Origin of the sequence: Nostoc sp. (genome assembly GCF_036917655.1) — a bacterium.
GTDB lineage: Bacteria > Cyanobacteriota > Cyanobacteriia > Cyanobacteriales > Nostocaceae > Nostoc.
Genome location: NZ_JBALCY010000070.1, coordinates 93,664 through 115,770 on the forward strand (window position 1 = coordinate 93,664; position 22,107 = coordinate 115,770).

Genomic DNA, 22,107 nt, shown 5'->3' on the forward strand with positions numbered 1-22,107 from the left:
GTCTACGACGGGCTATTCGGCGTCGCGCTAATTGGCGATAATAAAGATGTGGTGATGTTGATAATGTCGCAAAGCAATTTTTACCTAGAAGCAATGACACAGACGGCAGCAATTACAGAAGCAATTACCACTCTTCAGGATGCAGAAAATCGATTCGGTTTTGTCCGTGTTGAAGACCAGCAGTTTTTTCCAGAGTGGTATGAGGAATTGTCTGAAATTACGGAAGCGGAAAAAGCCTCTGTGGATGTCGTGCGGCGCAGGTATCTCTATCACCGTGCCGGAGGTGATTTACTAGAAGGGACAGTCATATTGTTGTTGGTGTCACCAATACTTGCACTCTCTGGATTTTACGATCCTCCTTTTAGAATTAAGGCTGAATCATCTGTGGAACTAGTGTTAGATGATGGCGAGGAAATACTGCGCGGACGGATTGACGTTTTAGTGCTACAAGATCAGTTGTGGGTGATGGTCTTAGAGTCGAAAAAAACCACGCTGTCAGTTTGGGCGGCTGTACCGCAAGCCCTAGCTTATATGATGGCTAACCCCAACCTCAGTAAACCTGTGTTTGGGATGGTGACGAATGGAGACGATATTTTATTTGTGAAAGTGACGCAAACAAATACACCACAGTACGACCTCTCAAGGGTCTTTGCTCCCTTTGCATCCGCGAGAGAACTGTACGACGTTTTGCAAATTCTCAAGCGTATTGGTCAGTTAATTTCTCCTGCATTTTAGAGGATGTTTTAAAAGTATTGGTGGCATTTATAACAACTATGGTGCGGATTGAAGAACGGATTTACAAAGTCCAATTGTCCAAAACTAAATTGGGTACTTGACAAAAGTCCCGATTGTTCCGTGTAACCAAAATTCCATTTACTGAGAGAGCGATTGCAGCAATACGTAAATCCTGCCGACCAACTTTAATTTTTTGATGTAGGAGATTCGTATATAATTTCTGTGCTTCAGCAGTGAATCTTAAAACATTGAAACTTTTCAAACTATCAAATGTTACCTGTAGTTTCTCATAAGCCGAAACCAAATCATTAGCAGCCGCTCGTCGAATGACTTGAAATCGCCCACGAAGTTGTTCCTCGACAGTGACAATTGTAATCGCTATTTCGCTAGCATTAACAATGTTTAGGCGACGAGCAATTTCTAAATTTCCTCTCTGCAAAAGAGAAACGCTATCAGTATCGAGAATCCAAAGACTCAACTTGCTTCCCTCTGGGTATCAGAATCCGCTACATTCTCAATAGCATCCAATTGTTGACGATACTCTTTATACTGCTGAACTACGTCAAAGTCTGGATCATCTACATTCTCAGTAGCATCCAATTGTTGACGATACTCTTGAATATACTGCTGAACTACATCAAAGTCTGGATCATCTTTAAATACCCCTGCAAATTTCATCCAAGGTCTTTGAGATTGCTCAGTTTGAGGTAATTTGATTTCCATCGGAATTACTTCAACTTTATCCATACGTTGAACCAAAAGCTGCTTTAGCATCAAGAGTGCCTGTTCACGAGTTGCTGCTTCGACACGATACTGTGGAAGTTCCAAAATAGATGCGATCGCGCTACCATCTTCTCTAGTTTCCAGCAAAATATTCACTTTTAAATTTGCAGTCTGTGATTCTGCTAAAGTATTGATTTCCATAAAGTTTGGACTCTCACTCATTTATTAAAATCATAGCTTTAGCCTTGCTGTTCTAGCTGCTGGTAACACAAACTATCTGCGTCAACCCTAAACAGACTTAAGGCATCATAACAAGATTGCTACTGCATTCTATCGATTGTGCGATACTGAATCGCTTCGGCTACATGATTGGTTTTTAACTCATCGTCTCCCGCTAAATCTGCAATAGTCCGCCCTACTTTGAGAACGCGATCGCTGGCTCTTGCTGATAAACCTAATTTTCTAATTGCTACTTCTAATAAATTGCGACTAGCATCATCTAACTTACACCATTTCTGGAGATGACGACTCTGCATGTGGGCATTGCAACGCAGATTTGGTTCTTCTTGGAAGCGAGTAATAGCGCGATCGCTTGCTTGTAGCACTCGTTGTAGCACTGATATTGATGTTTCTCCCGTAGGTTGTTGGGTGATTTCTTCTGGTTTTAAGCGATTCACCGCAACTTGTAAATCAATTCGATCCATCAACGGCCCAGAAAGTTTTGCCCAATATTGCTCCCGTTGACGAGGAGAACAAGTACATTGTTGAATGGTATCGCCATAGTAACCGCATGGACAAGGATTAGTACTCGCCACTAAAGTAAACTGCGCGGGAAACGTTACTGATAATTTGGTACGCGAAATTGTCACATAGCCATCTTCTAAAGGCTGACGCAGAAATTCTAAAACATCTCGTTTAAATTCCGTGAGTTCATCTAAAAAAAGCACACCCCTGTGAGATAATGAGATTTCGCCAGGACGAGGGAAGCTACCGCCACCAACGAGTGAAGGCCCCGATGCTGAATGGTGGGGACTGCGAAAAGGGCGATCGCGTACCAATGAACCACGATTTTTCAATAAACCAGCCACCGAATGGATGCGAGTCACTTCTAAAGATTCGGCAAAACTCAAGGGCGGTAAAATTCCTGGTAAGCGCCGTGCTAACATAGTTTTCCCACTACCAGGCGGCCCGACAAAAATTAAATTATGCCCACCAGCAGCAGCAATTTCTAAAGCCCGACGCGCATGAGCTTGTCCTTTCACATCATGCAAATCTGCGCCAGGATAGGATACTGTTGCTATCTCCGTTGTGCTATCCATCTGCACAGGTTTGTAACGCCCCGGATTATTTAAAAAATCCACCACATCAGACAGATGTTTGCAGCCGTAAACAGCCAAGCCTTCAACCACTGCCGCTTCTTGGGCGTTATCAGCAGGGATAACTAAACCTGCAATTCCCATCTTTTGGGCTGCTGCTGCGATCGGCAAAACACCAGCCACCGGACGCAAACTGCCATCCAGAGAGACTTCGCCCAAGAATAGATAATCCCCCAACAAATCAGCGCTAACTTGCTCAGAAGCCGCCAAAATTCCCACACTAATAGGCAAATCGAAACAGGGGCCTTCTTTCCGTAAATCTGCCGGAGTTAAATTGATCACAATTTTTCGCATGGGAAAGGCAAAACCTGCATTTTTCAGCGTTGCTTTGACTCTTTCTCTGGATTCTTGAATCGCTGAATCTGGCAGTCCCAAGACAACAATTCCCGGTAATCCCCCTGACACATCGACTTCCACGCCTACTTTGACGGCATCGATGCCCACAATTGATGCACTCCAGACTCTGGCAAGCATTTATTATATAACAGTAAACCTTTCAAATCTCTAGCAGATGAGTCGGTACATTGGCATTAGTGAAACCACAGAGACGATTTTTCGAGCCAAATAGGTAAAGAGGAATGGGGACTGGGGAGTAGTGTAGTTCAATTACTTGAAAAGCATTGTAATAAAACATCTTGGGGAGAACCAGCCTAACTGGCTGTAACAACAGCACGGTCATTTACTAATTTGCCATCTTCCATGTAGACGATGCGATCGGCAATATCTAGAATGCGGTTGTCATGAGTAACCAAGAGAATGGTGCAATCCTGTTCTTTAGCTAGTTTTTGCATCAGGTTGACCACATCTCGTCCCGATTTACTGTCAAGGGCGGCGGTGGGTTCATCCGCTAAGACAATTTTAGGACGACCAACTAGAGCACGAGCGATCGCAACTCTTTGTTTTTGTCCCCCAGATAAATCATCAGGATAATAATTCAGGCGATTCCCTAATCCTACTTCCTCTAACATTTCGGCTGACCGAGTTTTCATTTCTGCCGGCGAAATATTATTATGCACTTCTAAGCCCATTCTGACGTTCTGGAGTACTGTCAGGCTACCGTGCAAGTTGTGCGCTTGGAAAATATAACCGTTATTGCGTCGCACCTGGGTAAGTTGTGCTGTACTAGCACCACAAAGTTCTTGTCCCAATATCTGCAAACTGCCAGATTGGGCAGAACGCAAGCCGCCTGCTAAGGTGAGAAGTGTAGTTTTACCAGAACCAGAAGGCCCCGTCATAATAATAATTTCGCCAGCGTTAATATCCAGGTTGATATCAAAGAGAACCTGTTTACGAAGTTGACCAGAACCAAAGTAATGGTCGAGATTTTTAACAGAGATAACGGGAAGCATAGCAATTTTAGATTTTAGATTTTAGATTTTAGATTGGGAATTGTTAATTATCCCAATGCCCAATGCCCCATGCCCAATGCCCATTTTCTAAAACATATCTGCGGGGTCGGCGGACTGTAATTTCCGAGTGGCGATCGCACCAGAAATTATACACATAATCATAGTCAGCGTTAATACTGTCAAGGCTCGTGCTAGGGTCATGTAAAGTGGTAAATTGGTGGCATTACGAGTTAAATGATAAAGTCCTAAAGGTGCGATCGCTCCGGGAATAAAGCCCAAGATTGCCAAAATTATCGCCTCTTCAAACACCACACCTAATAAGTAGAGATTGTTATACCCCATTGCTTTGAATGTGGCATATTCTTTTATATGGGAATTCACATCTGTAGAAAGAACTTGATAGACGATAATCACGCCTACCATAAACCCCATTCCTACACCCAGGCTGAAGATAAACCCGATGGCTGTATTTTTTTTCCAATAATCTGTTTCAAATTCGATAAATTCTGCTTTGGTCAACACTTTAACATCATTATCTAAATGAGATTCTAAAGCTGCTTTCACCTGTTTTAAGTCATAGCCTGGTTCTAGTTGAACCAAACCTAAACTGACACTGCTGGCTTCTCGCTTCGGAAATAGCCGCAAGAAATTCTGATCGCTGGTAATCAAATTCCCATCAGCCGCAAAGGAAGCCCCGATTGAAAATAAGCCGCTAATGGTAATCGTCCGGCGGTCAATTTCAGTCGTCACAGGTTTCCCTTGATCAACTTGAGCGATCGCTTCTTTATAATCTCCTCTAGAGGCGCGATCGAACAGCAGGGTATCTGGTAGCTTCACCCGATCTATTTGGCTGTTCACATCCGGTAAGTCAAAGGCTTGCTTTTCAGGATTGATCCCGATAACTAGCACAGATGTCTTTTGGCGTGTTTTAGGATTCTTCCAATCAACAATGTTGATATACATTGCTTCTGCTGACTTCACCCCCTGTACATCCATTGCCTGATACAGTCGCCGCCGCGTAAAAGTGGACGCATTTAACACGTTACGAGCTTGAGGACTAATTAGGAAAATGTCAGCCTGTATACTATGATGCAGCTTAGTATTACTTTCAAACAAGGCAGTCTGAAACCCTAACTGCATGAACATGAGAACATCAGCGAAAGCAATGCCTCCCAATGCCACCAACAGACGGCTTTTTTCATGACTCAGTTGCAGCCATCCCAAAGGGGTTCGCTGCCGCAGTTGTTGAATAAATCCAATCATAGTTCTATCACTGCCTTTACTTGCAGATTGGTAAACTTGGCAGCCTTGGCGCTAGATGCCTGATTTAGTCGCACATGAACTTCCACTACTCTGCCGTCAATATTACTAGAGGGGTCACTGTTGATCAGATTTTGTCGCTGTACCTGCATCCCCATCCAATCGACGGTTCCCTGTAATTCTCCGGGGAGGGAATCACTGATTACCTTTACTTGTTGCCCCGATCGCACTTTGTTAACATCACTTTGGTAAACTTCTGCGACTGCATACATCTGGTCGGTTCGACCTAATTCCACAATCCCGTCAGTAGAAACGGTTTCTCCAGCTCGGGTATTAATCTTCAGAATTTGTCCCGCTTCGGGGGCGCGGACGTATGCTTGATCAAGTTGTGCTTGCATTTTTTGCACAGTAGCTTGAGCACTGTCTACCTCTGCTTGGGCGTTGGCAATATCTGTAGGACGAATTTCAGCCGTTTGGTTCAGCGTGGCTTTGGCTTCGTTAATCTGCTGTTGCAAGCTAGCGAGGGTTTGGTTGCGGTTAGCTTTGGCTTCCTTAATCTGCTGTTCTAAAGTAGCGACAGTTCTTGTCTTGTTGGCTTGGTTTTCGATTACCTGCTGAGTAGAAGTTTCTGCACTCAGGCGTTTTTGATCGGCTTCTTGACTGGAAATAGCCCCTTCTTTGTATAAAGCGTCATAGCGTTGCACATCTACTTGAGCGTTTCGCTTTTGGGCTGCGACGCGAGCCACCGTTGCTTGTAAACTCTGTTGTTGTCCTTGCAATTCCGCTTCTAGGCGAGCAATTGTGGCTTGTTGAGTTTTGATATTTCCCTCTAGTTCGACTTGCAGACGATATACAGCAGCTTGCTTTGCTCCAATTTCTCCCTGTTTTGCTCCCGCTTTTACCTTATCAACGTTGGATTTGGCGACTTGAACTTGTTTTTGAGCTTCAACTAAACTTGCTTGCAAGCGATCGCGACTATCCATAATTGCAATTACTTGTCCAGCCTTGACGCGATCGCCTTCTTTCACCAATAGTTTTTGAAGCAGACTTCCTTCAGTCGAAGAAGTTGCAGACAGTTTTATTACTTCTCCATTTGGTTCTAAGCGTCCCAATGCTGTAACTGTTTTTACCACTGGTTGAACAGCTACTGGCGTGGCTGGCTTTTCATTAGCGGTAGCCTGAAACTTTAGCACCGTATAAACACTAGCTCCACCTATTAATAAAGATGTAATTACTGCTAGTGTAATGGGCGATCGCAAAAGATTTTGGGAAGACTTTAAATCTTCTAATTTCCAGTTCTGCACCATACTGTTTACCTTTTACCATTAGCAAATCATACTAAACTGTCCAGTTCAATTTTATGCTAAACTAAACGGAGTAGTTTAGTCAATAGTACAAAGCTAAAATTCTCAATTTAATCAGTTTGCCTTCATTTATGTACCAGAATGCTTGCCACAACTGGGATTAATGGCGTAGGGTAAATTGCCGCATCTATTAAAATTGTTTATAAGAGAGGATGATTAATAAATGGTACGCATTAAAACCGACGAAGTTGATCGAGATCATTCCGTTGATAAAGTAGAGCAAATTTTGCAAGGGGCAATGCATGAGTTCTTGCAAAATGGCTATGCTGGTACAAGTATGGATCGGGTAGCAGTAGCAGCAGGTGTTTCTAAAGCGACAGTCTACAGCCATTTTCAAGATAAAGAAGGACTTTTTAAAGTCCTGATCGAGTCCTTGGCACATCAGAAGTTTAACTCTCTCTTTGGTGCGGAACCTATGGAGGGAGAACCAAAAATCCTACTGCGCCAATTAGGAACCAAATTATTAGAACAAATGAATAACGACCAGGAACACTCTGCATTTTGGCGAGTGCTAATTGGGGAATCTGGTCGTTTTCCAGAATTAACTCAGATTTGTGTTCGGGCGATGATTAAACCAATGTTGGAAACGCTCAATCAATACTTGGCTGCTCACCCGGAACTGAATATTAGTGACCCAGAGGCAACAGCGAGGATTTTTTTAGGTACATTAGTTAATTTTCATGTTACTCAAGATGTGATGCATGGGAGGGACATTATCCCAATGGAAAGCGATCGCCTGATTGATGCCTTGACACACCTAATCACTAAATACGCCGATTGATTGGTTATGTCCCATTATTAGCTTATTGAGTGCTGTTGCCTATCCCCCGGCTTTTTTCGTTCCTTACCATTGAGCCGAGAATCCCACGGCTTGATGTGAAAACGAGCAATAGCCATGTTTTCATCGCCGTGGGAGTTGTCAAAAGCTGGCACAAATACATCCTCCAGCGATCGCAAGATTAACTAAGCAGGAATGACTTGAACAATTAATGAGCGTTTATCCAGCGACTGGATTTTACCTACTTGACTGAGATCATTTGCAATTCTGTCTAGCAGTTCTCCAGCTTGGTCACGATATTGATGTTCTCGGCCTCGTAAACGAATAGCAAACTTGACTGAATCGCCTTTACTCAACCACCCAACTGCTTTCTCAATGCGTAAATTGTAATCAGCCACACCTACGTTTAGACCGAACCGGACTTCCTTTACCGTAGGTCTAGCACTCTGGCTCTGACGTTTTTTCTTTTGATACTGAAGCTTGCCATAGTTGAGAATCTTGGCGATTGGAGCATCTTTCCCTTCGGAGACTACAACCAAGTCAAGTTCTAAGCTTTCGGCTAGCTGTAGCGCCTCATCGGTGCCGATCAGACCACGATTGTTATTTTCATGGTCAATCAAGAAAACGTGAGGTGACTTGATTTGCGAATTAATCAGTTGCTTTTGGATTGCGATAATGAATTTCTCCTAGTTGTTCAACACTTTACTTTGTAAGCAAGCAAGTAATGCTAATTTAACACAACACTGAATCAGAGCAACTTTAACGACACAATGGACTGCAATCTGTTAGAATGCAGTACTGCGGCACTCGCTCTCAGTCTTGGCGCTATTGCCCATCCAGCCTTTCAATGATAGTTTATCCGTCCGCCTAAGACTGACGCCGCCATTGGCGACAGGCCGATGTTATTTTTGGAGTTTTATGTCTTTTTCTACTCTCGGCTTGTCCAATGAAATTATCCGTGCCGTTACCGAACGGGGGTACACCGAACCCACGCCAATTCAGATGCAGGCGATTCCTGCTGTATTGTCAGGTAGCGATTTGCTAGCTGGGGCACAAACTGGCACTGGAAAGACCGCTAGTTTTACCCTGCCGCTCCTGCATCGGTTGTCGTCCGAAAAGAGCGTCAAAGTTACGTCTAAGGGATACCCACCAATCCGGGCGCTGATTCTCACCCCGACTCGCGAACTCGCCGCACAGGTGGAAGAAAGCGTGCGCGAGTACGGCAAGTACTTGCAGCTAAACTCAATGGTGATCTTCGGCGGAGTCGGTATTAATCTGCAAAAACAGCGTTTGAAGGGCCGAGTCGATATTCTGGTGGCTACTCCAGGGCGACTGCTAGACCACGTACAGCAGGGCACAGTCAACCTGTCGCAGATTGAGGTTTTGGTGCTGGATGAAGCAGATCGGATGCTGGACATGGGCTTTATTCATGACATCCGCCGCATCCTCTCACTCCTGCCCAAACAGCGACAGAATTTGCTATTCTTCGCTACTTTCTCAGACAAAATCAAGACACTCGCCGCCGGGTTGCTCAATCACCCAACGATGATTGAGGTAGCACGCCGCAACGTTACCGCCGACACGATCGCCCAAAAAGTTTACCAAGTAGACCGTGACAAGAAACGCCAATTACTTGCTCACCTGATTCGGCGAGATAATTGGTATCAAGTGCTAGTGTTCACTCGCACTAAGTATGGCGCTGATCGTTTGGTTAAGCAGTTGGGCGAAGACCGCATTCAAGCACTGGCAATTCACGGTAACAAGAGCCAGCCGGTGCGTACCAATGCTCTGGCAAAGTTCAAGAATGGCAGCTTACAGGTATTGGTAGCGACGGACATTGCTGCTAGAGGTCTTGACATCAGCGAACTGCCACATGTAGTCAACTTCGATTTGCCCAATGTACCGGAGGATTATGTTCATCGCATTGGGCGAACTGGTCGCGCTGGCGCTTCAGGTGAAGCCGTATCGCTGGTGTGCGTCGATGAATACCCTCTATTGACAGATATCGAAAAACTGATTGAGCAGCGTTTGCCAAGGGAAGTGGTGGCTGGCTTTAGCCCCAACCCCGATATTGAGCCAGAAGCAATCCCAAATGGGCGTCAACACAGAGCCAAGCCTGGAGGTGACAAGCGTCCGGCTCGTACTCCTAAACCGTTACCACAGACATCAGCTAAACGTAAGGCAGCGCCACCGGCCACGAATGGCGATAAGCCTGGTGCTCGTTCGTCAGCATCGCGCCGTTCTGCTAAACGCGATCGCTGATCTTCTGTTAGCTGTTCAATAAATTGATGTTTCATAGGTTCTGGAAAACCTCGCTTCAGCAGTTCTCTATGGGTGATCTGCAAAAGGCTGCTGGGGAGTGGTGCTTGGTGTGTTTGGCATTTTATTTGAGGCATTTGCAGATATTAATGGCAAATGCCTCAGCGAGTTATCCGGCAGGCTGGTAGCATCCGGGGCTTTTCCTAGCGTTGAGTGGACTGATTGATTTGTTCAATATTATATTAATTTGCAATTAAATAATTTTTTGATTTATTTTGTCACAAATTTTTTTTGAGCTTGGATATCACGCACAAACCAAAATAGAATTACTGCTAAGGTTGGTACAAGCGTCATAACATCCCCAAGTCGGCTATTTAGTAATAAATAGTAAGAAACAGTACTTGTAGTACAGAATACGATGCTAGTAATCACGAATCTTTTTGCATGTATGTTTAAAGCTACGACTGCCAGCAACACAGAGGAATACCAAGAGCAATACCAAGGAGCAGCAAACAAAAATAATATTAAGGTAATCCATCCTATATTTATACTAAGATTAGTTTCAGAATAATTTTTTTTAAAATATGGTTTTACCAGAATAATCAAATAAGAAACTATAAATATAGAAAATATTATAGGTTTAAATATTGAGAATAGAGTCTGTTGGAAACTTAGAGAAAAGTTTAGAATTTTCCAATCTAGTAATCTCCTAACCACAGAATATAATGAATTGATCAATTTTCCTTCAACCCCCGGATTTAAAAGGCTTTTCCAAGCCTCGACTGTATGTAAAGCTATAAGATAAGCTGCAAAATTTATAGCTACAAAAATACAAATAGCACTGAATAAACTTTTCCAGCGTTGTTGCTTAATCAAATATACAAAAATTAGAGGCAACCAAATAATTGGTAATGTTTTAATTAGAAAACCAATCAAAGCTGCAACACTCGCAGTTATATAATTATGGTTTTTGAGACAGATTATTAAAATAATTAGAATTGTAGAAATTAAGACATCAAGATGGGCATTTGTAACCTGCTCATATAGCAGCAATGGGCTAAGTAAATATGCAATTGTTACATTAATTTTATGAGGAGAGTTTTTTAAATGCCCCCAGATTAAGTAACTATTTAATATATGGAATAAAAGACATATTAATTTAAATACATAAATTCCGAAACTAGGAGTAATTGCAACAAAAACAGCGGAAAATATAAAAAATAGTTGAGATATAGGCCCATAAGTTGAAGTTTGTTTCCATACAATAAATGAAGACAACTTGGAGGTAAATGCGCTTGCAGGATTAATAAAAGGGTTGATTCCATTTAAATCCATTAAACCATAATGCACATATAAATTAATATCAGTAGTTATTGGATAACTTATGAAGGCAATTAACAAAAAAAATGAACTATTTTTTAGGATTTTTATAAAAGTTACATCTCTTTTTTTGTTTTTATTTATTGTTAACCACACAATATATATAATATTTAAAAAAAGGTATTCTATACCTGTTCTTATTTTGTCAAAACGGTTAGAAAAATCAGGTAGATATTGACCTGTGGAATTAGCTAAAGCCTCAAGATTAAAAGAATAAGCTCTAATTGCTAATTCTCCACATAATATCAATGACAGAATTATGGCAAAACCTAATAATATTTTATTTTTTTTACTGCTATAAGAATTATTCACATTTAGCATAATAATTAATCAATAAACTTTTCACTTATATTATCAGTAACCTAAAAGGTTTTTTAGAAGCCTTAGAGGTTGTTTTAAAAGTGTTATCCTGTGATTTTAAGCACTTTTAGATCCCCCCTAACCCACTTTAATTCGCTGGGATATGTTAATTTAATCATGTTAAAGAAAATACGTAAGTGCCAAGGGATTAAGTTTTGGTAAATTTTTTGCGTAATTATACCAATTCTGTATGAAGATGCGCCAAACTATATGAGGAACGAACCGCATTCGCGCAGCGTCTCGCAGGGTAGCACACAAAGAAAGTAAGTAAGAAGCCAATAAAATTTGGCGCGGCCTCACAAAGAAATGGTATTAGTAATACATAATTTTGTTTGATAACTTTGGCTTATACATTAAATTAGCCACCCCAGAAAGGTAAGCAGCACGAGCTACAAATTCAGGAGATATCTGGTGGACATCGCACCAATGCTGCTAGATATCTATACTGGGATCACCGATGCAGCTTAGAAAAATCAAATTCTTGCTGATTGGCAAAGAACTTCGTTATAGTATAAATGCACTATTGGTTTATATTTCATTTAGGATTGCTATAGGTTGGACATGAGTGCTAGGCTACAACAACTCTGTGATCGAGACTGACCTTCTAAAGGGTTTATTGTTCTTTCTTGGCTTTGCCAGTCGGCGTTTTACTGCTGTTTAGCATAATACTCATTTAATGCTCAAAGTTGATTATTCAGTTTTTAATTAACTGATATGTAAGTATTTTACTCTACAACAACTCTGTGATCGAAAATAGCCGTTGTCGGTCTATTTTCTGAAGCTTGATTTTTTCGGCGTAGAAAGCCTGATAATAAGATTGATACCGCTCTGGTTCAGCTTCTGGATCGGTTTGTTGCCATAGTTCCAAAAAGTGACGGTAGCGTTTTTCAAGCATCACCAAATCCATGCAAGCGATCGCAGCTTGAACTACTTGCGGAGTCCGAAGTATTTCTTTCTGATTTTTTTCATCCACATGAAATAAATGGGAAATTAACCCCATCTCGCTGTCAAATTCTAAAAACTGGTCTTGCAAGCGAGAAATTAAATTTGGTTGAGATGCAACATTTCTCGTCTCTCCATCACCGGATGAAATTTCTAAAATCTGTTGCCATAAAAATCGGTGGTGGGAAAGGCTAAATTGCAAATCTCGCTCCTCTAGTTCGGCAATAATCGCTTGACGTTGTTCAGGACAATGCAAGTAAATTCGCAGTAATAATGCCTCTGCATGTTCTAAAAGGCTGCGTTCTGTAGGGAGTGGGGAGTCGGAAACTTTGCTACTTCCCCATGCTTTCTTCGCTGATACGGGCTTAGTGTATGTAGCCGCAGCCGGAGCAATTTGAGTTAACAGATTTTCGACTCGTAGGGGTATAAGTCTGGTATCTCCCAAGCTGAGTATTTCTGCACAATAGGAAACGTAATAATTTCGTGTATCGCTGTTAGCTATATTTTTAAGTAATTTGACTAATTGCTGAGTTACTTGCTGAAAATCAGTAGCCTGTTTTAAGTCGCGGTCTTGAATAATCTGCTGAATCTGCCAGTCTAACCAAAGTGGCGCATTTTTTAACAGTTCTCCATAATCTTCTGAAGTGTGAGTATACAAATATTCATCAGCATCTTTACCATCAGGTAAATTAAGAATTTTTAGCTGAACTTCGCCTTTGTATGCTAGTTCGGCAATTTCACCGATCGCCCGTTCGGCAGCATTCGTTCCGGCTTTATCAGCATCAAAGTTGAGTACTAATTGTTTCGATTCGGTATAGCGTAATATTAGCCGCACTTGTTCTAAGCTTAAGGCAGTACCGAGAGAGGCGATCGCGTTATTAATCCCAGCACCGTGGAGAGCGATCGCATCAAAATATCCCTCTACCACCACAGCTTGATCGGCTTGGGAAATCCCACCTTTGGCTTGATCGAGGGCAAATAATGTTTTACCTTTACTAAAAAGTTCGGTTTCTGGTGAATTCAGATATTTAGGTTGCTCATCAGTCAGGGTTCTCCCACCAAAGGCAATGACGCGCCCTTGGACATCACGAATGGGAATCATTAAGCGATCGCGAAATACATCATAATAACCGCCTCCTTCCTTGCGCGGCTTAATCAAGCCTGCTTTTTCTAGTATTTGCGCCGGGTAATGTTTATCTTCCACTAAATAACGATAGAGAGTTTCCCAACCTGCGGGGGCGTAACCTAAACCAAATTGCTGTATAGTTTCTTCTTTGAGTTGGCGGTTAGATTGTAAATATTGAAGTGCCTTTTGCCCTTGTGATTGTCTCAGGGCGTGTTGATAAAATTGTGCTGACGAAGCCAGAACTTCATATAACTGCTCACGCAAAGATAGCTGACGCTGTAATTCTTGGCGTTGTTCGGGTTCTAAGGTTTGCACAGGTACTTGGTAACGTCGTGCTAAATCCAGCACCACATCAGCAAAAGACCGTTTTCCCAACTCCATGACAAACTTAATCGCATTTCCCCCAGCTTGACAGCCGAAGCAATAGTACATTTGCTTGGTTTGGCTGACGGTGAAGCTGGGAGATTTTTCATCATGGAAGGGGCACAAACCGATAAAATCCTTTCCTCGTTTGCGTAAAACTACGTATTCCGAGACGACATCTACAATATCAGCCCGTAGTTTAACTTCCTCAATTGTGTCTGGGTGCAAGCGGGGGATTTGCATATTTAGTTATTGGGCATTGGGCATTGGGCATTGATTATTCTCCTTGTCTCCCTCATCCCCAGTCTCTGGGCATTGGGCATTAACTTTGGAGAAATAACAAAGGACAAATGACTTTGGACTTCTGATGGCTATTATATTCTTGTTGCTAGACCAAGAATGATCTATACAATTGCTTACACTTAATTTTATCAGAGGAAATACTGAAAATGGGGCGTATTTTTATATCAGCGGCTCATGGAGGCAAAGAAGCCGGAGGAATCGATGCTGGTGCGATCGCAGGTGGTACAACTGAAGCAAAAGAAATGATTCTGCTGCGGGATTTGATTGTCACGGAACTGAGGGCGCGGAATTTGGAAATTTTGGCGGTTCCTGATGACTTGAGTGCCGCCCAAACTATCACCTGGATCAATTCCCGCGGCCGCCGGGGTGATATCGCCTTAGAGATTCAATCTGATGCAGCTAACAGCCCTTCTGTGCGTGGGGCTAGCGTCTTCTACATTGCTAATAATAGCGATCGCAGAAGCAATGCTGAACAGTTGCTAATGGGGTTATTGCGCCGCGTACCCCCATTAACGAATCGGGGAGTCAAGCCAGATACAGATAGTGGATTAGGTAGTTTAGCATTCTGTCGCCAGACAACGCTTCCAGCTTTGGTGATGCAAGTGGGGTTTCTCAGCAATCCAGAAGATCGGGTTTTGCTGCAAACTCGTCGCCGCGATTTTGCTTTGGGAATTGTCGATGGACTAGTAACTTGGAGTCGTGTGATTGACCCTACTCCTGGAACTCCGGCCGAAGCAAATTATCCGCCAATTAATATTAATATTAATGGGCAAAATTACTCAGAGCAAGGAATTTTAGTTAATGGTAATGCTTACATTCCCATTGATTTAGTAGACGTTCTGCGGATTGACCTTTCAAAAGCAGCTAATGTCAATCGGATTACCTATCACAAAGTTGTTTATGTCAAAGCGATCGAACTGCGAGATTTTAATGTTGCAGTCAATTGGGATGCTGCAACTCGTACTGTCAGCTTGCGATCAAATTTAATGGTTTGCCCCGGTCAATTTTCGCGGGTAATGTCGAACGGTAATACTTCAGAAGTCCAGTTACAATTATTCCTGAGAAACAATAATGAAAATGCTTTGGGAAAGTTTCCTGACATCCCAAAACTTTATCGGGAAGAAGCAGGAATAGAAGGAGTGAACTATGATATTGCCTTTTGCCAAATGTGTGTAGAAACTGGATTTTTACAGTTTGGTGGTGATATTAAACCTGAGCAAAATAACTTTGCTGGCTTAGGTGCGATCGGTGGCGGTTCTGAGGCTGCATCTTTTGCAAGTGCCAGAATTGGAGTGAGGGCGCACATCCAACATTTGAAAGCTTACGCCAGTTTAGAACCTTTGGTACAAGAAGTAGTAGATCCAAGGTTTCGCTTTGTCACACGTGGGATTGCACCATTAATTGATCAGCTATCAGGGCGGTGGTCAGCAGATTTGGATTATGGTGCAAAGATTTCAGCAATGCTCAAACGATTATATGAATCAGCAGGGCTTCTTTAAGTATTGAGTAACTTGTCCTAGCAATTTTTAGGGCGTTAGCTGTAGCCAAATAATGCGCTTAAATAATCTTAGCATCTCAGATGCTTGCAATTTCGTAATAAATCAGGACTTACGCAAAAAGGCAGTGAAAGCCCTGATTTCCCGTAGGGGCAATTCATAAATTGCCCCTACAGCGTGTAGTTTTGCGTAAGTCCTATAAATAAAAAATAAAGGAAGCTTGGATAGAACCAACTATTTACCATAGCCAGCAACCGCCTATGGTAAGTTTCCAAGTGAAGTCTGGCAAGGGTAAAGCACCAGAACCACCAAAGACTGGACGCGGTGCCAAGTTTGACTGTTTAGCTTCAGGACTTACGCAACTGGCACAGCGCGATCGGATTATTGCCATAGTTTTTAGTCGTTGGCATTAAATATATCGTCAATTGCCAATCGGTTGTTAATGTTGTGTAATTATAGTGCCCAATTACCGTTTCAATGATTTCGGATATTTCTTTACCAATGACGTTACCAACATCAATAGGTTGTCCATCAATACCCTTTGGCAGGATGAATCCTACACACTGGTTGATGAACTATGCACAATTAGCTTATAATTGCACGTTCTCAATCAATCCTCCGACTAGCTAACTTAGTGCCGCACCTTCTACAAAACCCAGCATCTAGATCATGGAAAGCCAAACCACAACCTGAACAAACTGTTTCTATCTGATTAGCAGTTTTCACCACTCGCTTAATTAAATCCCCCACTTGCCAAGGAATCAGCGCAATTCCGGTAAAAATCATCAGTACTGTTAGCAAGCGGCCTAATTCAGAAATTGGAATAACATCGCCAAATCCCACAGTTGTCATTGTGACAACAGAAAAGTAAAAGGCATCCAAAAATGTACCGTAATTTTGAGGATTAACCGGATGCTCGACTTGATAAATTAAGCCAGAGTAAATAAAAACAATTGCAAATAATGTAAATAATATTCGCGCAAAAATCATCCCATCTTCGGTACTGATACTGGCGAATAAAAATTTCCTATCTATAAATCTGATTAATCGCAAAATCCGAAACCATCGGAGTAGGCGGATAAAGCTAATATCCACCATTCCTAGAAAGAATGGCAAAACTGCCATTAAATCAATAATCGAATAAAAGCTAAAAATATACTTAATTTTATTTTCCGCACTCCACAGGCGGAGTGAATATTCCACCGCAAAAATGATGACGATCGCAGTATCGGCTACATTTAACTTAAACCGCACAGAATCAGGAATATTATAAGTTTCTGCTACAAAAATTCCTGATGATAGTAGCACCATCGCAGCAAGTGTTAAATTAATCGCTTTACCTAATGGTGTTTCTAGGTCTGTTAAGTAAAATTCTGTTTCTTCTCTGCTCAGTAACATATTCGACCATTAACTAATCTTAATTCCCAGTTATAGCATTAGAAATACGATATTATTAATCATTATCCTTATGTTAACCCGATCTTATATGAACCCAGAATATTTTATGCGTTTAGCATTGGCAGAAGCAAAAGAAGGTGATGCACCTTACGGTGCAGTAATTGTTAAAGATAAGGAAGTCATGGCAGTAGCTCATAATACTGTTACCAGAGACAACGATCCATCAGCCCATGCGGAAATTAATGTCATTCGCAGTTTAACAGCTAAACTCAAAAACCCTTCTTTAGAAGGTTATAGCATATATACAACTGGCGAACCTTGTCCGATGTGTGCAACTGCTTGTATTTGGAGTGGTTTATCAGAAATTGTATATGGTGCTTCAATTCAAGATTTAATCACTGTAAATCAATCACAGATTAATATATCTTGTGAAGAGGTAATTGCTAAGTCATTTAGGAATATTAAAGTCACAAAAGACGTTTTAAAGCACGAATGTTTGGAATTATTTAAATAAGCTATCAAAAAAATTATTTTTAGGAATAGTCCTTTCAAAATAACTCGAAAAATCTCGTTCTTTCTCTCTGTACCACGGACACTTTGCTCAAGTCGGAAAACCTTCTCAAGCAAGTGTCATCCTCTGTGCCTCTGGGGTTTCAAAGTAATTTATCTAACCAATATTCATTTACTTATGTCAATGCGTAAGTCCTAAAATATTTGTATATATTCCATAGTTTTCTGGGTCATAGCAGCAAAAAATTATTCTTTGTGGACGACCATTCTTTTGTAGCTGTTCATCGCATATTTTCACTGCAACTTCAGCTGCTAAAGCTTTAGGATATTTATAAATGCCAGTACTAATGCAAGGAAATGCCAAACTATTAAACTCTTTATCTGCGGCAATTTGCAAACATTTATAGTAACACTGAGCTAGAAGTTCAGGTTCTCCGTAATTACCTCCTCGCCATACTGGGCCTACGGTATGAATGATGAAGCTTGCAGGCAAGCGATATCCTTTGGTTAGTTTAGCATCGCCAATCTTACATCCTCTAAGTGACCTACACTCATCAACTAGGTCTGATCCAGATGCCTTGTGTATCGCTCCATCTACGCCACTACCCCCAAGCAGACTAGTATTTGCAGCATTGACGATGGCATCAACTTCTAGCTTTGTGATATCACCCAAAATCACTTCCATAAAAGAATTAAGCGTAATCAAGACTATTGTAAATACTACAATTGTATTATGTAGATGTCCACCATACAGTTTTAGCTTCAAGCTTAACGATCAGTCTGCTTAAGGTGATGAGCGATCGCGAATAATGGTAGGTTCGCAATTTATAGCGATCGCCTGCTTTTTCCTGATTTATTCAATGCATTTTTTATCTACTTTATCAATTGGTAAGTTCTGATCTTTTCAGTTGTATAAGTAGCTCAGTGAAGAATTACGAATTATTTAACTTGGCTCATTCAAATAAGATAAATATGTATTTGCCCAAATAGCAGCTTGAGTGCGATCGCGCAAATTCAACCTGTTTAAAATATTTGTAACATGATTTTTTACAGTCCCTTCAGAAATGTAGAGTTTCTGAGCAATTTCTCGGTTACTAGCGCCTGTAGCAATTAATCGCAAAACCTCTTTTTCTCTAGGAGTGAGTTCAGCTAAACTAGATGGTACAGCCGATGATTGGGTTGGTGTACTATTAGAAAACTGAGTCAACAGCTTTTTAACTATACCTGGGCCTAATTGAGTATATCCCTTATGAACGGCACGAATAGCAACAGCTAATTCTTCTGATGGTGTATCTTTCAATAAATAACCCATTGCTCCATTTCGCAATGCTGCTGACACATATTCATCATCATCAAAAGTCGTCAGTACTAAAATCTTAGTTTTGGCAAAACGTTTTTGAATCTCCCGCGTGGCTGCAACTCCATCCATAATGGGCATTCTGATATCTAGCAATACGACATCTGGCTGAAATTCCGCAACCAAAGTAATCGCTTGTTCACCGTTTTCTGCTTCTCCTACTATCTCTAAATCTGGTTGTAGTTCCAATAATGCTTTTAATCCTTGACGAATTAAACTTTGGTCATCTACCAGCAACACTTTAATCATCATATAAACCTTGTTAATGGAATATTAACTGTAATTTTGCAACCAGAACCAAGAGCGCTATTAATCTTAAACTCACCTCCCAGTGCTAAAGTGCGATCGCGCATACTATGAAGTCCAAAACCAGTAGTATTTTGCCCTAAATCAAAACCTTTACCATTATCCTGAACTATCAATCGTAAATTGCCTCTTGTCGTAGTGAGTTCCAGTTTAACCTCGGTTGCATATGCATATTTAGATATATTTGTCAAAGATTCTTGAGTAATCCGGTAAATAGCGGTATTGATTTCAGGTGGTAGAGAATATTCCAGGTTAATTTGATAAATTGGTAAAATGCCATTTGAGCTATAAAAATTTTCTGAAAGATTAGCGATCGCCCGTTCTAAAGATTGCTCTTGTAAGGGATTAGAACGCATAGTAGAAACAGATTGACGGACATCTTTTAGCGCTTTTGAACCTAACTCCTTTGCTGTTGCTAGAAATGTTTCAGCCTTACCTGGGTTAGATGACCACAATTTTAAAGCAGTTTCTAATTGCAGATTTAAAGCAGTCAGAGAGTGACCTAATGAATCATGAATTTCACGAGCAATGCGGTTACGTTCTTCTAAGGTAGCTTGATTTTCAATTCGCATGGCGTATTGACCGAGTTTTTCGTTAGCGATCGCTAGCTTTTCTCGACTGTGCCGTTCAGATAATACTGCATTCATCATCAACAACACAAAAACCAAACTTAAGCCAAATGTCAGCGACCAATTCAAGCTAAAAAAACGAGATCGCTCTTGGGCTTGTGGTGATGCTTGAAAATTGAATAGCTGGTATTTTAGCTGTGTAGTAACTAAAAATAAGGTAAATGATAAAGTAGTAATGAATAAACGCCCCGGTAACTTAAAAATTAAGCAACTGCGAGTAACTAAAATTATGTAGAGAACGGGGAAAAGGCGAGCAAATCTCTCTCCAAAAAGTCCAGTTGTTAAAATCAATAAAATTTCAATGGCTGTGTAGATTACCTTAGTTATCTGGTTACTTCTGGGTAATCTTAAGCCCATTAACGCAAAAATAATCAGACTATAAATTGACAGTTCTGGCAATATACTACAAATTGACAAGTCTGGAAATATAACACAAATTGATAGTTCTGGCGTCTTCGGACGAAATCGCCGTAACGGAGGTGGTATAACTGCCGTCAATGCAGTAATCGCCAATAGTGCCCACTCCAGATAAAGCAGAGATGGAAAAGGGTGTTTATTAATTTGAATTGGATGACTCATCAGTTGCTTCGCTCCAGTTATGAATGAGTTAGAAGTTAAAATTTGGAAGTTGGCAGTTCCAGATATTTGAGCTGTGGCTTCCCCCGCTTCAACATAAAAATCTTCATTATTCCAAACTCTAAACTCCTAACCTTAACTATTTATTGTCAATCATGTTTGTCAAAATTCAATCATGACTTTAGTCATGGGTATAACCATGACTTTCTCCTCATGTAACTACTGAAGATAAGTTCTTATGATGGTGGCATCCAACCAGGAAAAACCACCAAACAAGTAATGAAACTCAAAGCATTATCGCTAGTCGCTGGAGCGATCGCCTTAACTTTAACCGCAACCTCCTTTGCAGTTGACGCCCAAACAGCCTCTCCTTCACCCGTGTTGCTTGCACAAACTCCACAAAAAGAAAGGGGCCCTTGGAAAGAATTGGGTCTAACAGATGCCCAAAAAACTCAAATTCAAGCAATTCGCCGCGATAGCCGCACCAAAATGGAAGCAGTTTTCACCCCAGAACAAAAGGCAAAATTAGACGCAGCAAAACAAGCACATCGGGCTGAGTGGCAAGCGCGTAAGGCTCAGGGACAAACAGGTCAACGGCAACCAGGTCAGCATCACGGTCGTGGAAAAGATGCTTTTGCTGACTTAAATCTGAGTGAAATCCAGAAAACCGAAATACGACAAATTCGGGAGTCTGAAAAACAACAGATTCAAGCAGTCTTCACCCCCGAACAGCGCCAAAAACTAGAGCAATTCCGTCAAAATCGTCAACAAGGCAATCCCCAATAATCATCTTTCAAAAAATAGTTAATAATTTTGGAGTGGGCAGTGCCGCCCACCCCAAAATAGATTATGATGCAACCGCTCACTGCTTCCTCAAATCCCGCTCCTCGCCTGCAACAGGTTTTAGATTTACTCGATCGCATCGCTGAAGCACAGGGGCGAGATGTTCCCCAAATTGTGGAAATAGATAAATTGCGTTTCCTCCCTACTGGCACTTTTGGCAGAATTTGGGCAGACTTCCTCAATGAACACAATTTAAAACCCTTCACTACAGGTAGTCGCCGTAAACAACTCCATGACGGGGTTCACGTTCTTACAGGCTATGGCACAGACCTCAATGGTGAAGCAGAAGTACAGGTTTTTTTATTAGGAACCAAATTTAGCATAACTAACTTGATGCTGGGGCTAGGACTGTTGCGAGTAATTCATAAAAACCTGAATTCTCGACAACAATTTACCTGGGACAGACTTTGGCAAGCATACCAACGCGGTCGTCACTCCCACTTTGACCCAGATACTTGGCAACCAGAATTACTATGGCACTCACCCTTGACTGATGTCCAGGCATTGTTTTCCATAGTCAAAAATTAATAGACTTCTTGCAGAAGATGCGGAAAGGGGAAAAACTTCATCCCCTTTCCCTTTCCCTATTTATTCCCATACCCAATGCCCAATTTAGTAGACTTTCAAGCTAGTTATGAGTTATGAGTTAATTCAAAACTCCTAGCTTGATTAAG

The 22,107-nt window shown here is 41.4% G+C and carries 21 protein-coding genes; 8 read left to right on the forward strand and 13 right to left on the reverse strand.

Translation table 11 applies throughout. The annotated features are described in order from the left end of the window. Positions 1 to 93: 93 nt before the first annotated feature. Positions 94 to 735, forward strand: coding sequence for a type I restriction endonuclease (locus tag V7K30_RS24855; protein WP_335004107.1), 642 nt, complete (start codon positions 94 to 96; stop codon positions 733 to 735). Between the two features lie 61 nt (positions 736 to 796). Here the strand turns inward: V7K30_RS24855 and V7K30_RS24860 are convergent, their stop codons facing one another. The 6 genes from V7K30_RS24860 to V7K30_RS24885 all read right to left on the reverse strand — a co-directional run bounded on the left by V7K30_RS24860 (position 797) and on the right by V7K30_RS24885 (position 6,750). Further along, positions 797 to 1,213, reverse strand: a complete 417-nt coding sequence (locus V7K30_RS24860; protein ID WP_335003850.1) for a type II toxin-antitoxin system VapC family toxin — start codon at positions 1,211 to 1,213, stop codon at positions 797 to 799. After that, positions 1,210 to 1,659 carry a hypothetical protein gene (locus V7K30_RS24865; protein WP_335003851.1) on the reverse strand — a complete coding sequence of 150 codons (450 nt, stop codon included), beginning with the start codon at positions 1,657 to 1,659 and terminating at the stop codon, positions 1,210 to 1,212. The genes V7K30_RS24860 and V7K30_RS24865 overlap by 4 nt, the downstream gene beginning before the upstream one ends. 119 nt (positions 1,660 to 1,778) lie before the next feature. Next, a complete protein-coding gene (locus tag V7K30_RS24870) occupies positions 1,779 to 3,308 on the reverse strand; it encodes a YifB family Mg chelatase-like AAA ATPase (RefSeq protein ID WP_335003853.1) in 1,530 nt (509 codons plus the stop codon). A 176-nt stretch (positions 3,309 to 3,484) separates the two neighbouring features. Beyond that, positions 3,485 to 4,183 carry a DevA family ABC transporter ATP-binding protein gene (locus tag V7K30_RS24875; protein WP_335003854.1) on the reverse strand — a complete coding sequence of 233 codons (699 nt, stop codon included), beginning with the start codon at positions 4,181 to 4,183 and terminating at the stop codon, positions 3,485 to 3,487. 87 nt (positions 4,184 to 4,270) lie between these two features. Beyond that, entirely contained in the window at positions 4,271 to 5,446 is a 1,176-nt protein-coding gene (gene devC, locus V7K30_RS24880; protein ID WP_335003856.1) for an ABC transporter permease DevC, read from the reverse strand. Further along, entirely contained in the window at positions 5,443 to 6,750 is a 1,308-nt protein-coding gene (locus V7K30_RS24885) for an HlyD family efflux transporter periplasmic adaptor subunit (protein ID WP_335003858.1), read from the reverse strand. Before V7K30_RS24885 ends, devC begins: the two co-directional genes overlap by 4 nt. Positions 6,751 to 6,970: 220 nt before the next feature. Between V7K30_RS24885 and V7K30_RS24890 the strand changes: the two genes are divergently transcribed. After that, positions 6,971 to 7,588, forward strand: a complete 618-nt coding sequence (locus tag V7K30_RS24890) for a TetR/AcrR family transcriptional regulator (protein ID WP_335003860.1) — start codon at positions 6,971 to 6,973, stop codon at positions 7,586 to 7,588. A 182-nt stretch (positions 7,589 to 7,770) separates the two neighbouring features. On the opposite strand, the gene infC is transcribed toward V7K30_RS24890, so the two are convergent. Next, complete coding sequence (infC, locus tag V7K30_RS24895; protein WP_335004108.1) at positions 7,771 to 8,262, reverse strand: translation initiation factor IF-3; 492 nt, start codon at positions 8,260 to 8,262, stop codon at positions 7,771 to 7,773. A gap of 241 nt (positions 8,263 to 8,503) precedes the next feature. Between infC and V7K30_RS24900 the strand changes: the two genes are divergently transcribed. After that, the gene (locus V7K30_RS24900) at positions 8,504 to 9,847 is read left to right on the forward strand and encodes a DEAD/DEAH box helicase (RefSeq protein WP_335003862.1); all 1,344 of its coding nucleotides are present in this window, start codon (positions 8,504 to 8,506) and stop codon (positions 9,845 to 9,847) included. 267 nt (positions 9,848 to 10,114) lie between these two features. On the opposite strand, the gene V7K30_RS24905 is transcribed toward V7K30_RS24900, so the two are convergent. Further along, on the reverse strand, positions 10,115 to 11,545 hold the full coding sequence (locus V7K30_RS24905) for a hypothetical protein (RefSeq protein ID WP_335003864.1): 1,431 nt from the start codon (positions 11,543 to 11,545) through the stop codon (positions 10,115 to 10,117). Positions 11,546 to 12,314: 769 nt separating this feature from the next. Further along, positions 12,315 to 14,258 (reverse strand): DNA primase, encoded by a 1,944-nt coding sequence (dnaG, locus tag V7K30_RS24910; protein ID WP_335003866.1) that lies wholly within the window; start codon positions 14,256 to 14,258, stop codon positions 12,315 to 12,317. Positions 14,259 to 14,464: 206 nt separating this feature from the next. Between dnaG and tftA the strand changes: the two genes are divergently transcribed. Then, the gene (gene tftA, locus V7K30_RS24915; RefSeq protein WP_335003868.1) at positions 14,465 to 15,817 is read left to right on the forward strand and encodes a hormogonium tapered terminus morphoprotein TftA; all 1,353 of its coding nucleotides are present in this window, start codon (positions 14,465 to 14,467) and stop codon (positions 15,815 to 15,817) included. Positions 15,818 to 16,074: 257 nt separating this feature from the next. Continuing rightward, positions 16,075 to 16,227 (forward strand): hypothetical protein, encoded by a 153-nt coding sequence (locus V7K30_RS24920; RefSeq protein ID WP_335003870.1) that lies wholly within the window; start codon positions 16,075 to 16,077, stop codon positions 16,225 to 16,227. Positions 16,228 to 16,420: 193 nt separating this feature from the next. On the opposite strand, the gene V7K30_RS24925 is transcribed toward V7K30_RS24920, so the two are convergent. Continuing rightward, entirely contained in the window at positions 16,421 to 17,212 is a 792-nt protein-coding gene (locus V7K30_RS24925; RefSeq protein ID WP_335003872.1) for an ion transporter, read from the reverse strand. Between the two features lie 88 nt (positions 17,213 to 17,300). Here V7K30_RS24925 and V7K30_RS24930 point away from each other — a divergent pair, with 88 nt between their 5' ends. Beyond that, on the forward strand, positions 17,301 to 17,726 hold the full coding sequence (locus V7K30_RS24930; protein WP_335004110.1) for a nucleoside deaminase: 426 nt from the start codon (positions 17,301 to 17,303) through the stop codon (positions 17,724 to 17,726). Positions 17,727 to 17,903: 177 nt separating this feature from the next. Here the strand turns inward: V7K30_RS24930 and V7K30_RS24935 are convergent, their stop codons facing one another. From V7K30_RS24935 to V7K30_RS24945, 3 genes are all read right to left on the reverse strand, one after another. Further along, complete coding sequence (locus V7K30_RS24935) at positions 17,904 to 18,488, reverse strand: O-acetyl-ADP-ribose deacetylase (protein ID WP_335003873.1); 585 nt, start codon at positions 18,486 to 18,488, stop codon at positions 17,904 to 17,906. Between the two features lie 177 nt (positions 18,489 to 18,665). Then, positions 18,666 to 19,328, reverse strand: a complete 663-nt coding sequence (locus V7K30_RS24940) for a response regulator transcription factor (protein WP_335004112.1) — start codon at positions 19,326 to 19,328, stop codon at positions 18,666 to 18,668. Next, entirely contained in the window at positions 19,328 to 20,593 is a 1,266-nt protein-coding gene (locus V7K30_RS24945) for a sensor histidine kinase (RefSeq protein ID WP_335003874.1), read from the reverse strand. The genes V7K30_RS24940 and V7K30_RS24945 overlap by 1 nt, the downstream gene beginning before the upstream one ends. Before the next feature lie 276 nt (positions 20,594 to 20,869). Here V7K30_RS24945 and V7K30_RS24950 point away from each other — a divergent pair, with 276 nt between their 5' ends. Then, the gene (locus V7K30_RS24950) at positions 20,870 to 21,376 is read left to right on the forward strand and encodes a Spy/CpxP family protein refolding chaperone (RefSeq protein WP_335003875.1); all 507 of its coding nucleotides are present in this window, start codon (positions 20,870 to 20,872) and stop codon (positions 21,374 to 21,376) included. A gap of 63 nt (positions 21,377 to 21,439) precedes the next feature. Further along, the gene (locus V7K30_RS24955; RefSeq protein ID WP_335003876.1) at positions 21,440 to 21,961 is read left to right on the forward strand and encodes a Coq4 family protein; all 522 of its coding nucleotides are present in this window, start codon (positions 21,440 to 21,442) and stop codon (positions 21,959 to 21,961) included. Positions 21,962 to 22,107: the final 146 nt, after the last annotated feature.